Origin of the sequence: Chryseobacterium sp. R2A-55, assembly GCF_021401085.1 — a bacterium.
Classification (GTDB): Bacteria; Bacteroidota; Bacteroidia; order Flavobacteriales; family Weeksellaceae; genus Kaistella.
The window spans coordinates 107005-119774 of sequence record NZ_JACBFP010000005.1 but is presented as its reverse complement, the minus strand read 5'-3'; the positions used below and the strand labels follow the sequence as shown (position 1 = coordinate 119774).

The 12770-nt window shown below is 39.0% G+C and carries 15 protein-coding genes; 4 read left to right on the top strand and 11 right to left on the bottom strand.

The window, feature by feature from the left end:
- Positions 1-40: 40 nt before the first annotated feature.
- The 7 genes from era to gpmI all read right to left on the bottom strand — a co-directional run bounded on the left by era (position 41) and on the right by gpmI (position 6634).
- A complete protein-coding gene (gene era, locus L0951_RS07625) occupies positions 41-922 on the bottom strand; it encodes a GTPase Era (RefSeq protein WP_234110634.1) in 882 nt (293 codons plus the stop codon).
- 357 nt (positions 923-1279) lie between these two features.
- A complete protein-coding gene (locus L0951_RS07620) occupies positions 1280-2047 on the bottom strand; it encodes a class I SAM-dependent methyltransferase (RefSeq protein ID WP_234110633.1) in 768 nt (255 codons plus the stop codon).
- Between the two features lie 166 nt (positions 2048-2213).
- A complete protein-coding gene (gene map / locus L0951_RS07615; RefSeq protein WP_234110632.1) occupies positions 2214-3023 on the bottom strand; it encodes a type I methionyl aminopeptidase in 810 nt (269 codons plus the stop codon).
- Between the two features lie 345 nt (positions 3024-3368).
- Positions 3369-3800, bottom strand: coding sequence for a BT0820 family HAD-type phosphatase (locus L0951_RS07610; RefSeq protein ID WP_234110631.1), 432 nt, complete (start codon positions 3798-3800; stop codon positions 3369-3371).
- Positions 3801-3894: 94 nt separating this feature from the next.
- Complete coding sequence (locus L0951_RS07605; RefSeq protein WP_234110630.1) at positions 3895-4872, bottom strand: acyl-ACP desaturase; 978 nt, start codon at positions 4870-4872, stop codon at positions 3895-3897.
- Between the two features lie 54 nt (positions 4873-4926).
- Positions 4927-5094, bottom strand: coding sequence for a hypothetical protein (locus L0951_RS07600; protein WP_234110629.1), 168 nt, complete (start codon positions 5092-5094; stop codon positions 4927-4929).
- A 4-nt stretch (positions 5095-5098) separates the two neighbouring features.
- Positions 5099-6634, bottom strand: a complete 1536-nt coding sequence (gene gpmI / locus L0951_RS07595; RefSeq protein WP_234110628.1) for a 2,3-bisphosphoglycerate-independent phosphoglycerate mutase — start codon at positions 6632-6634, stop codon at positions 5099-5101.
- A gap of 160 nt (positions 6635-6794) precedes the next feature.
- Here gpmI and L0951_RS07590 point away from each other — a divergent pair, with 160 nt between their 5' ends.
- Together L0951_RS07590 and L0951_RS07585 are read left to right on the top strand one after the other, a co-directional pair.
- Positions 6795-7091, top strand: a complete 297-nt coding sequence (locus L0951_RS07590; protein ID WP_234110627.1) for a hypothetical protein — start codon at positions 6795-6797, stop codon at positions 7089-7091.
- A gap of 26 nt (positions 7092-7117) precedes the next feature.
- Positions 7118-7807: an SIR2 family NAD-dependent protein deacylase gene (locus tag L0951_RS07585; protein WP_234110626.1), complete on the top strand. Its 690-nt coding sequence runs from the start codon at positions 7118-7120 to the stop codon at positions 7805-7807.
- A gap of 273 nt (positions 7808-8080) precedes the next feature.
- Here L0951_RS07585 and L0951_RS07580 read toward each other — a convergent pair whose 3' ends face one another.
- The 4 genes from L0951_RS07580 to L0951_RS07565 all read right to left on the bottom strand — a co-directional run bounded on the left by L0951_RS07580 (position 8081) and on the right by L0951_RS07565 (position 10609).
- Positions 8081-8719 (bottom strand): response regulator transcription factor, encoded by a 639-nt coding sequence (locus tag L0951_RS07580; RefSeq protein WP_234110625.1) that lies wholly within the window; start codon positions 8717-8719, stop codon positions 8081-8083.
- Between the two features lie 9 nt (positions 8720-8728).
- Complete coding sequence (locus L0951_RS07575; protein ID WP_234110624.1) at positions 8729-9499, bottom strand: sensor histidine kinase; 771 nt, start codon at positions 9497-9499, stop codon at positions 8729-8731.
- The gene (locus L0951_RS07570; protein ID WP_234110623.1) at positions 9496-10047 is read right to left on the bottom strand and encodes a hypothetical protein; all 552 of its coding nucleotides are present in this window, start codon (positions 10045-10047) and stop codon (positions 9496-9498) included. Before L0951_RS07570 ends, L0951_RS07575 begins: the two co-directional genes overlap by 4 nt.
- Before the next feature lie 130 nt (positions 10048-10177).
- Complete coding sequence (locus L0951_RS07565) at positions 10178-10609, bottom strand: hypothetical protein (protein ID WP_234110622.1); 432 nt, start codon at positions 10607-10609, stop codon at positions 10178-10180.
- Positions 10610-10791: 182 nt separating this feature from the next.
- Between L0951_RS07565 and L0951_RS07560 the strand changes: the two genes are divergently transcribed.
- The gene (locus L0951_RS07560; protein WP_234110621.1) at positions 10792-11463 is read left to right on the top strand and encodes a YggS family pyridoxal phosphate-dependent enzyme; all 672 of its coding nucleotides are present in this window, start codon (positions 10792-10794) and stop codon (positions 11461-11463) included.
- A 78-nt stretch (positions 11464-11541) separates the two neighbouring features.
- Positions 11542-12726, top strand: a complete 1185-nt coding sequence (locus L0951_RS07555) for a sigma-54-dependent transcriptional regulator (RefSeq protein ID WP_234110620.1) — start codon at positions 11542-11544, stop codon at positions 12724-12726.
- Positions 12727-12770: the final 44 nt, after the last annotated feature.

The window sequence follows — 12770 nt, the reverse complement described above, 5'->3', positions numbered from 1 at the left end:
CAAAAATCCCAATACTAATCCCGTTTTACACCAAAAGTTTTTATCGATAACCGAAATTTTTTAGATCCCTTTCATTTTTTCTCCAGTCTCTTTTCACTTTGACAAAAATATTAAGGTGAATTTTCTTATTGAAAAACTTTTCCAAATCAATCCTGGCCTCAGTTCCCACTTTTTTGAGCGCCTCGCCTTTGTGCCCGATGATGATTCCTTTCTGAGTGTCTCTTTCCACATAAATAATGGAATCAATGAAGATAATTCCCTCTTTTTCTTTGAACTGTTCGGTAACCACTTCCACAGAATAGGGAATTTCCTTCTCATAGTTCAAAAGAATTTTTTCGCGGATGGCCTCATTCACAAAAAACCTTTCGGATTTATCGGTAAACTGGTCTTTGTCGTAATAGGGTGGATTTTCCGGAAGAAGCGATTTCAGTTTTGGCAAAATCACATCCGTGTTAAAGCCTTTCAATGCAGAAATCGGTAGAATTTCAGCTTTTGGGATTCTTTCATGCCACAATTCCATGGTTTTTTCCAATTCCTCCTGGTTGGACTCATCTATTTTATTGACTAAAATCAAAACCGGAACCGGAATTTTATTCAACTTTTCCACCAGAAATTCAAATGGTTCCGTTTTGTCTAAAATGTCCACTATAAAAAGGAAAACATCGGCATCCTGCAAAGAATCCTTCACAAAATCCATCATCTTTTCCTGCAACCCATATTTCGGGTCCAAAACTCCCGGTGTGTCGCTGAAAACGATCTGCAGATCATCTTCATTATAAATTCCAAATATCCGGTGACGCGTGGTTTGCGCCTTTTGGGTGACAATGGCTAATTTTTCGCCCATCAACTGATTGAGCAATGTAGATTTTCCCGCATTCGGTTTACCTACTATATTTACAAAACCTGCTTTATGATTGTTCAAGACTCAAAGTTTAAAATTCAAAGTTTTGCAAAGGTAGGAATTTTGGATTTAGACCGGGCAAAGTCTGATATTTTCTTCATTTTATGGAATGAAAGTCCGGTTCACACCTGAATCCTAACATATTTGAATGTGTTCGGAAAGCTTTGGAATCCATAATCCAATTTGATGCAGGATATTTATTATACTTTAGAGTAAATCACGACATCGAAATGCCCAAATAGGATTCACAGGAAGCAGGAATACTGGGTTGGTTAATTTAAAACATTTCCCTTTTTGAACCAATTTATCAAATAAAATGGAATCAATGAAATTGATAAGACACGGTTCATTTTCAGAAATTACCGAGAAAAGGTGATGCTATTTCTTACGAACCAGCGGTAAGATTTCATTCTCTAACAAACCAAATTTTTTAATTTCCTCACGTGAGAATTTCCTTGAATAGAAATTGATATCCACTTCAAAACCAGCAGATTTCAATCGATCGAAATAATCCATTCCATACCAGCGAACGTGGTCGTATTGTCCGAAATGTTTTTGTCTTTCCTTGGGATCCTTGATGGTGAAATCTTCATAGGATTTTTCCAAAGAGTTTTTCATCGGAACCTGAAAAATTCCCCAACCTCCTTTTTTCATCACCCGGAACAGTTCGCTCATCGCTTTGCGGTCATCTTCAATGTGTTCCAATACATGGTTGCAAAAAATCACGTCAAAAGATTCGTTTTCAAAAGGCAGATCCAAAATATCCGCTTTCACGTCCACAATCGGCGAGAACAGATCTGCAGAAGTGTACTCCAGATTACCCATCTTCTTGAATTTTCGCAAAAATTCCTGTTCCGGCGCGATGTGTAAGACTTTATATTTTTTGCTAAAGAAATCGGTTTCATTCTGAAGATAAAGCCACATCTGCCGGTGTCTCTCCAAACTTAAAGTTCCGGGAGAAAGCGCATGCTCACGTTGTTTTCCATATCCATAAGGCAGAAATGTGCGGTAAGATTTCCCGTCGATGGGATCTAGAAATTGATTGCCTTTGAAAAATTGATAAATCAGCGGACGAAGAAAAATGCTCAGATTGATGAGCATAGGTCGCGGAATTTTATTGAGCAGGAATTTGGCTAAACTTTTCATTCTCAAAGTGCGAAAATAGTGTTTTCACCACGAATTCTCGAATAATTTTTTCTTTGAAAGATTCTTTATCAAAATTCACTAAAAATAGGTTCATCTGATTTATGAAAGAAAAACGACTCAATCTGCAAGATTCTGAGCCGAATTTACAAATATTTTGAGCCGAAATTTAGAAATCCATCGTAAATGGATCCTCTTCGTCACTGACAATGCCCAATGCTTCATAAATATATTTAAAAGTAGAAAGCAAAACCGGTTTTCCGTTGATGATGCAAACATCATGTTCGAAATGTGCAGAAGGCGAATTGTCCCTTGATGTGACCGTCCAACCATCATTATGGAAAATAACTTCATGGGTTCCTAAATTAATCATAGGTTCTATAGCGAGTACGATGCCGTCTTTCAGTACTTTTCCGCTTCCTTTTCTTCCATAATTCGGAACTTGTGGATCTTCATGCATTTTTCTTCCCAAACCGTGACCGACTAATTCTCGCACCACCCCATAACCATGACTTTCACAATGAGACTGGATTGCATAGGAAATATCTCCCACCCTTTTTCCACGGACGCATTGCTCGATTCCTTTGTATAAAGACTCTTTGGTAACTTTCAGGAGTTTTTTCGTTTCCGGTGCCACTTCTCCAACTTCGAATGAGTAAGCGTGGTCACCATAGAAACCGTTCATATAAACTCCGCAGTCAACCGAAAGAATGTCGCCTTCAAGCAGAGGTTTGTCGTTGGGAATACCGTGAACAACTTCTGCATTGGGAGATATGCAAAGATTTTTAGGAAAGCCGTACATTCCCAAAAATGCCGGTTCACCACCGTGGTCGCGGATAAATTCGCCACCAAGTTTGTCCAGATGATTGGTGGTAGCGCCGGGTTTTATTTCTTTGGCAAGGACGCCAAGTGTTTTGGACACCAGTTGTGCGCTTTCGCGCATGAGACGAAGTTCGTCCAGAGTTTTTAAAATAATCATTATTTATTCAGATACAGGATACAAGGCAAAAGATAAAATTTTATTTTGTACCTCTTAATTTTCATTATTGTCGTTATTGTTGTCTTTGGAATTACTAAGGATTGCTCCTAAAATTCCTCTAAAATTGAAACTTTCTTGCAAAAAAACCAGCTTCTGATTCCTCATCATTTGCTCCCACAGAAATACTGTTTTTGCATCATTGAAATCGAAAAGTTCTTTAGTAAGGAAATTTGACCAATTTCGCAAAAACTGTGCGGTATCGACGCCAAAACGAAAAGTTCTTTCAAGCAACTCATTCTCAAGTAGTCTTGTTCCTTAAGCGCCTTTAGTCTCGTTAATTTTCTTTTACCAGAACAATCCTTTTTTTCTTTCTTTTTTCATTTTTGAATAGGGCAAAACCTCATTTCCTTCTACACGGAATTCAATTCTTTCGTTGATGATGTTGTAGATTTCGCCCCATCCAGGGAAACCGCCCAGATTTCGGTCGTCAATGAAAAGGTCTGCATCGATTTTTCGGGAAGCCCCTGCAGCATCAAAAATCTCTCCCTCAAAACTTGAGTTCACTGCATAGAATTCCACCCCATTTTTTCGGCAGAATTCCACTGCTTCTTCCAAAGTTTTCCCATGTCTATAAGTCCAGAGAATTAACCTATAGCCTTCGGATTGCAGTTTCTTCAGGGTTTCAAAGGCGAAAGTTTTTGGCTTTCCAATTCCTGGATAAGCATCCTCTACAATTGTTCCATCGAAATCAATGGCTAGTTTTTTTGTGCTTTTCATCAAAATAAATTTTGGCAAGGCAAAGATAATAAAATTAAAGAGCGGGTGAAAAATCCAGCCGCTCTTCGAAAATATAGTTTGATATGATTTGGTTCTATGATTTCACCCACTTGAATTGGTATTGCAGATCCGGCGTGGCAAGCCGATCTGTGATTCGTTGCAATCTTGTCGGAAGTTTCATCAGGTATTCCTGTGCTTTTTGCGCCTGCTCAGTTAATCCGTCGATGTGTTCAATTTTCCAGTCATTCAATAATTCGCTGAGAATATTGATATAATCCTGACCGGTATAAACCATCGCCCTTTGTGCCGCATCTGAAAAATGAGACCAAAGCTCGCCCGCTTTCTGTCCGGATTCCCTCATGAGATGTGCAGGCATCACGATTTTTTTCTTCATCATATCTTCAAAAGCGAGCATCATTTCAGAAGGATCCAGTTCGAAAATCCTAGTCACAAAATGCTTATAGGCTTTTGCGTGTCTTGCTTCATCTGCAGCAATTACTGCACACATTTTTGCAAGTTTGGTATTGCCGCTTTGTTTAGCTAAGGTTCCCACTCTCCTATGGGAAATGTTGGTTGCAGTTTCCTGAAAGCTGGTATAGACAAAGTTTCGGTAAGGATCCATGGAGGTTCCCAAATCAAATCCATCTTGAATCAGATATTGAGTGGTAATCTCGATTTCACGCATATTCACTCTTCCACAAAGGTAGAGGTATTTGTTAAGCAGATCTCCGTGTCTGTTTTCTTCGGCGGTCCAACTTCTCACCCATTGTGACCAACCGCTTCTGTTTTCCTGGTCTATGCCGTCGATTCCCATGATCCAGGATTCGTAACTTGGCAATGCCTCTTCAGTGATACAGTCCCCAATTAAGGTAACAAATAAGTCATACCCCATTTCCTGAGCATAGCTTTGGAGTTCCTCCACTTCATATTTAAAATTTTCGCCAGATGGATCCGGCAGGAAATCTGTAGGTTGCCATATTTTTTCCACTGGGGTCAAGTATGAGGAAATGAATTTGCCCACTTCTTTACCCAGATTCCGCATGACCTCAGTCCTCACTAATTTGTTGTACATTCTGCTTTTACGTTTTCGGCAAAGATAATTTAAAAAATATTATTTGTACCATAATTAAATTAAAATAATAAATAACCAATGCTTACCGCTGGATTTCGATCTTTGGGGGACAATTTGGTCATTTTCGATTTCGATTCGCCGATCTGTTTTAGACTCGCCTGTTTTTTTTGACCGTTTAGTAGTGCTGCGAATTTCTTTGCCTTCAATTTTATTTATTCCCATTCTTTTAACTCACCAAAACCTCTCCAGTCATTAATTCCGGAATATCAATACCCATTACTTTTAAAATAGAAGGTGCGACATCTCCCAATTTTCCCGGTTTCAGATTCCATGTTCGGTCTTTATCCATCACAATCAGTGGAACAAGATTGGTAGAGTGTTGCGTGTTTGGACTTCCGTCCGGATTGATCATTACATCAGAGTTTCCGTGGTCTGCAAGTATGAAGACGGCATATCCGTGTTCATAAGCAGCAGTGGCGACTTTTTGGATGCATTCATCAACGGTTTCAGCGGCTTTTACCGCTGCGGAAAAAACTCCGGTATGACCTACCATGTCGGTGTTTGCAAAGTTTAAACAAATAAAATCTGCGGTTTCATTTTTGATTTCGGGAAGAATTTTTTCAGTGATGTCGTAAGCAGACATTTCCGGTTTAAAATCGTAGGTCGGAACATCTTTCGGACTTGGACAAAGGATTCTTTTCTCGCCATGATAAGGTTGTTCTCTCCCACCTGAAAAGAAAAAGGTGACGTGTGGATATTTTTCGGTTTCGGCAACACGGATTTGGGTTTTTCCGTTTTTCTCTAAAATTTCGCCCATGGTTTCCCGCAAAACTTCCTCGTCAAAAACTACTTTTACATTTTTGAAATCCTTGTCATAATTGGTCAATGTAACATAATAAAGATTTAAATGTTTCATTCCATAATCCTGAAAATCCTGCTGAGAGAGAACCTGCGTGATTTCCCGGCCTCTGTCTGTCCTGAAATTAAAGCAAAAAACAACGTCGCCCTCTGCAATCTGGGCCACAGGAAGTTTGTTGGTGTTGGTGCCGGTGCAGACAATCGGTTTTAAGAATTCATCGGTAATTCCTTCATCATAAGATTTTTGGATGGCGTGAACAGGCTCCATCGTTTCCTGGCCGATTCCGTGCACCATCGCATCATAAGCCAATTTCACCCTTTCCCATCTTTTGTCCCGATCCATCGCATAATATCTTCCGACAACAGTGGCCAATTTTCCGGTGCTGGATTTCATGTGATGCATTATATCTTCTATAAACCCTTTACCCGAATGGGGATCACAATCGCGCCCATCTGTAAATGCATGCACAAAAACGTTTTTGTTTAAACCATATTCATGCGCTGCAGTCAAAAGTCCTTTCAAATGGTTAATATGGGAATGAACACCACCATCTGAAACCAAACCAATGAAGTGAACTTTCTTTTTGTTTTCCTGGGCATACTGGAATGCTTCCGTGATGACATTTTCCTTCCCTAAAGTTGCGTTTTCAACGGCCATGTTGAGTTTCACCAAATTTTGGTAAACCACTCTTCCAGCCCCCAAATTCATGTGCCCCACTTCGGAATTTCCCATTTGTCCAGCCGGCAATCCAACCGCAATTCCACTCGCTTCGAGGGTGGTGTGTGGAAATTTCTGATAACACGAATCGATAAATGGTGTATTAGCTTGTGCGATGGCTGAAACTTTTGGGTCTTTTCCCAATCCCCATCCGTCGAGTATGGCTAAAATGGCTTTTTTTGACATTTTTGATTTTTTTAGTAAACAACAAATTTAGTGATTTACGCTGATTTTCTACGCTAAATTTGGGTTAATGATTTTTTAAGGACTGCTAAAGTTTTTTAAATTTCTATCCAGTAGATGATTTCAGCGTTATTTTTGACTCGAAAAAAAATATATCCGAAAAATGGAAAAGAAATCACCACATGTGCTGAATGCTTCCTCTAATTTGCTGGGGTTTTGTTTACTGATCATCACCTCTTTGAAAATATCAAAAATCAGTGGCGCCACATATGTGGATGACATTGCGGCCATTGCGAGCCTCTCGCTAGTTGTAAGTTGCATCCTCTCCTTCCTGGCCATCAGGACAGAAAGTGACGTTTTAGAAAAAAGGTATGAAAAATTTGGTGATTACCTGTTTTTGTTTGCGCTAATCTGCATTTCTTGTACAGTCATTTTCGTAAGTTTGAATATGATCAAATAGATTCGTATTTTTAGGAAAAAATTAAGATGAAGAAAAAGCTGGTGGTTTTATCCGGAGCCGGAATTTCGGCGGAAAGCGGTGTAAAAACTTTTCGTGATGCCGATGGACTATGGGAAAATCACAGGATCGAAGATGTAGCGAGTCCGGAAGGTTTTGAGCGCAATCCACAATTGGTTTTCGATTTTTATAATGAAAGACGAAGACAACTCAAAAGTGTTTTCCCCAACAAGGCACATGAAATCTTGGCGGAATTGGAACGGTATTTTGATGTGGAAATCATTACCCAAAATGTGGATGATCTGCATGAGAGAGCCGGCTCCACAAAAGTGACGCATTTACATGGTGAACTGAAAAAAGCTCGCCCCGTTAACTCAGGCAAAAATGAAATTCCCTGGGAAGGGGACTTGAATTTGGGTGATCTGAATCATGAAGGGATCCAGCTTCGACCTCATATTGTTTGGTTTGGCGAGATGGTTCCGAACATGAATAAGGCCGCATCCATTGCTGAAAAGGCGGATCTTCTTTTGGTAATAGGTACTTCGCTGCAGGTTTATCCAGCGGCAAGTTTGATTCATTACATCCCAAATGGCTGTGAAGTTTTCGCGATTGATCCCCATCTGGAAAATAGTTTCGTGAAGAACGAAAACTTCCTCAAAACTTCTGCCACTCAAGGAATGACTAGATTAAAGGAAATTCTTATGGATAGATACCGCTGAATGAATTTTTCGAAGAACAGCGAGAATTTGGACTTAAAAATTCAGTTTTCGAATAATAAAAAAAGAAGCCGTCTCTCCAATAGTGAAAGACGGCTTTTTTGTGATGTTCCTCGATCCCTAATTAGGGTGAGTGTTTTGCTTAGAAGACTCTCCACCTAAATCATAATGTTTTGAGTCTTCTTCCTAAAATCTTCATCATTTGTGTTTTTCTTTTTTCATGCTACAAAGGTAGAAAACATAAGAACATAATAAAAGGGTGAAATCACCCATTTTTCAAAGCAAATTGTGCTTGATGGCATACAGCACAATTCCCACCCTACTTTTGACGTGTAACTTCGCAAACACTGAATCGCGATATCCATCTATGGTTCTGGGACTTACACACATTTGATCCGCAATTTCTTTATAAGTAAGTTCTGAGCATGCGAGCTTAATAAATTCCAATTCCTTGTCCCTTACTTCTTTTAAAAGATCTGTGATTTCTTGGTCTTCAATTCTGATTTTCAGTAAGGATTCTGAGATGATATCAGTATAGAACACCCCTTTTTCGTGCACGATATCGATTGCATTGAACAGGATTTCCGGTGACATGTCTTTTAGAAGATATCCTTTTGCTCCAGCCTTCAGCATTTTGATGATGGTGCTTTCATTGTCCTCCATGGTAAGTGCGATGACCTTGATGTGTGGGAATTCTTCCGAGAGAATTTCGGTGGTCTCAATACCGTTCTTAATCGGCATATTTACGTCCATCAATGCTACATCAGGCAGATCATTACTTGACCTTAAATACTGTAGGAACTCTTCGCCATTAAAACTTGTATTAATTACTGTAAAATTGGAATTAAAGGAAATCATGTTTTCCAGTGCTTTGGATACCAACTTATGATCATCTACAATAGCGAGTTTTATCATATTCATCAATTATTTATTATAGACCAAGGTCACTTTTGTCCCCACATTTTCCAAAGAATTTATTTTCAACCCTGCACCAATTAATTTGGCTCGATTCTCCATATTAATTAAACCTGTTCCACGCTTAATTTCCTTCATAATCATTCCTATGCCTTTATCCTCCACAATAATCCTGATAAGATCAGGCTCATTTTCAAGGGTGATTCTCAGCACATTTGATTTCGAGTGCTTGATTACATTGGTGATGCATTCCTGCACAATCCTAAACAGAATTAATGAATGATCAGAATCCAATTCAAAGTTACCATTATTTATTTGATAATCAACTTCTAGGAGGTCCAATCTTTTTATTCGTCGAACTTCCCTTTCTATAGAATCAACCAGGCCAAATTGTTCAATCTGGCCGGTAATAAAAACCTTTGAAAGATTCCTGATATCCTGTATACATTCACCAACAAGCATATTGAGTTCCTTGGCAATTTGCACGTTTTCTGCACAACCTGTCAAAGTGATCTTGTTGGTCATCAATCTTGCCACGGATAATTTTTGGCCCAAATCGTCATGGAGCTCCTGCCCAATATAATTTAAAGTTTGTTCCTTAATTTCGATTTGAGAAATGGCCAGCTCCTGTTCGAACAGTGCGTCTTTTTTCTGATGTTCCATGAGTAATTTGGACTTCTTTTTGATAAAGATTCCATAAATCATCACCATCATTAAAACGACAACCAGAATAATAAAGGTAGTTGCAACAATCAAAAAATCGTTTGCAGAAAGATTCATTTTTTATGCCCAAGTTTAGCGTCAGCGAACAGGATTCCTGTAATCAGTATGGAATAGCCAATAACATTCACCAAAAAAAGGATGCCAAAAAACACATTCATATTAAACAATTTTTGTGAGGTATTGCTCATGATCAGTAAAGGCATGATTCCTAAATAAATCACCATCAATCCCGAGCAAATCCAAATTGGATAATATCCACGCAAATTCAGAATAATATCCGAGTTAAAGGCCTGTGAAATCACCAGATAAATACTTCCGCTGAGCAAGACCACTTGTATGAAGTAGCTAAAAAATGGAAAGTGAGTGAAAAAATTCTCTATAAAAATCGCAGACAAACCATATTCCAAAAGAAATAACCCGATAATAACCGAACTTATGGCCTTGAGCGTTCTCACTTCCAGGAGATTGTGGAAATATATAAAAAACAACAGGAAGACGAAAAGATTGGTTCCGACTACATACAATTTAATCGAATTCTCAATATGAAAAACCCACCTTGAGATACTGATGAAAATTTCGATAAAAGTACCGATCCCTATTGCCATTATGAAATAAATGATTTTTTTGCCTAATTTCCTCCGGAAAATCACTAACAAAATGAATGTCAAGAGCATTAAGGATGTAATCACTAAAGATGTAATATCTCGATTCCAACTCATACTAAATATCTTTAAATTAACAGAATGGCGGACAAATCTGACCATAGTCCATATTGGGAATATCACCGAGAACGCCAGAAACAGATGAATCCACCCCACTCTCCTCTGAAATCGCACGCTCTGAAGAAACGCTATCCAAATCTACGGCCGAAAAAAAGACCGTTTGGTAACCACGGTATTTAGGGTCAAAGTTTGGCGAAGCATAATCATCCGGATATTTTCCCATGGAGACTCTGATCCCCTTATTTTTCACTCCCCGCTTTTCCATTTCCCCTTCGATCATCATGATGTATTCCTTGAGGACCTCTAATTGGTAAGTATATTCCTTTGAGTCTGGCTTTCCAGCAGGTCGGCTGCCATTAATTTCAGCGTAGTTGCTATTTTCATACTGTTTCGCCAAAACTTTGCATGATTCGGCACTGATCAGATGCTTTTCTAAATTGCCCATAATTTGATTTTTTTTCTTAAACAAATATAATTTTTATAATAATACCAACATCAGGGTGAAAACACCCAAAAGTGATATCTTTGCAGAAATAAGCAATTTGCTGAACGATTTCTTTTAATTTTGTTTCTGCAAGAACATCAAGTTTTCGTTCGACCTTAGAAAAAACCACATCAATCCTTAAGATGGAAGACCCGAAAAAAATAGAGCAAAATTATCGTCAGATTATTGAATTATTACCAGAAAATGTAGAACTGGTGGCGGTTTCCAAAACACATCCTGTGGAAGTCATCCGCACGGTTTACGATTTGGGACAAAAAGTTTTTGGCGAAAACAAGGTGCAGGAACTTGCCGAAAAATATCCGCTACTTCCAAAGGACATCAGCTGGCATCTCATCGGCCACCTCCAAAGAAACAAGGTAAAATACATCATTGAATTTATTGACACCATCCAAAGTGTGGATTCCGAAAAACTTCTGCTGGAAATAGACAGGCAGGCAAAAAATTGCAACAGACAGGTGAAAGTACTGCTTCAGGTTAAAATTGCGGAGGAAGAATCCAAATTCGGACTCGAACTTCATGAGGCAAAAGAAATTTTCACAGACTGGCTCAATGGAAAATACCCAAATATAGAGATTACCGGATTGATGGGAATGGCAACATTTACAGAAAACGAAAACCAGATTAAAAAAGAATTCAACTTCCTCAAGCAGCTCTATGACCAGCTTTCACTAAAGAAAAACCTCAAAACTTTATCCATGGGAATGAGCGGCGATTATCAACTGGCAATCGCATGTGGCGCAAATTCCGTAAGGATTGGGTCGGCAATTTTTGGCAACAGAGATTATATATTATAATTGGCTTTAGGTATGATTATTGCTACATGCTTTGCGATATTAGATGCAACCATTTACTAATTCTTTAAATTTGATTTAATGCAAAAAATTTTGATTGTCGAGGACGAAAAAGCCATTTCAGGTGTTTTAGTCAGTATTCTTTCCGACGAACTTTCAGACTACGAATTCATTGTCGCCGAAGACGGTTTGGAAGCATACAAACGCTTAGAAAAAGAAGATTTCGCATTGGTCATTTCAGATATCAAAATGCCAAAACTTTCTGGTTCTGATCTCTTGAAACAAGCACTGCAGCTAAAACCAGATACCACTTTCGTCATGATTTCCGGACACGCAGACATCGATACTGCGGTAGATTGCCTTAAGAATGGTGCCTACGACTTTATCTCGAAACCAATCGACATCAACCGGCTGATTACCAGTGTAAAAAACGCTTTGGACAAAGGAAATCTTCAGAAAACCAATCAGAATCTGAAAAGCGAGAATACGACTTTAAAAAAGAAAGTCAACAAAAAATACCAAATGATCGGCGCATCGGCAGCTTTGAAAAAAATTCAGAATATGATCGAAAAGGTAGCGCCATCTGATGCCCGAGTCTTGATTACCGGTCCAAACGGCGCCGGGAAAGAATTGGTGGCACACGCCATTCACGCACAAAGCGACCGCAGCAAAGGTCCTATGATTGAAGTAAATTGTGCCGCTATTCCATCGGAACTCATTGAATCCGAATTATTTGGACACGTAAAAGGAAGTTTTACCGGTGCCATCAAAGACAAACAGGGAAAATTTGAGCTCGCCAATAACGGTACCATTTTCCTGGATGAAATCGGAGACATGTCACTCATTGCACAAGCAAAAGTTCTACGCGCACTTCAGGAAAACAAGGTTTCGCCTGTTGGAAGCGACAAGGAAATCAAAGTCGATGTAAGGGTTTTGGCCGCGACAAATAAGAATATGGCGAAAGAAATCGAGGCAGGAAAATTCCGAGAAGACCTTTACCACAGGCTTTCTGTTATTGAAATTTACGTTCCACCATTGGATGAGCGAAAAGAAGACATTAAAATGCTCATCGAACATTTCGCGAAAACCATTGCCGATGAACATGGAACGGCACCAAAGCAGTTTGATGACAAAGCGGTTAAGGCACTTGAAGATTTTTCCTGGACAGGAAATATCCGCGAACTGAGAAACGTGGTCGAAAGATTGATCATCTTAGGAGCAAATCCAGTGACCGCGGAAGATGTTGCAAGTTTCGTGAGAAAATAATTAACATTAAAATCAATAAACTAGGAAAAGTTTGCAGTATTTTT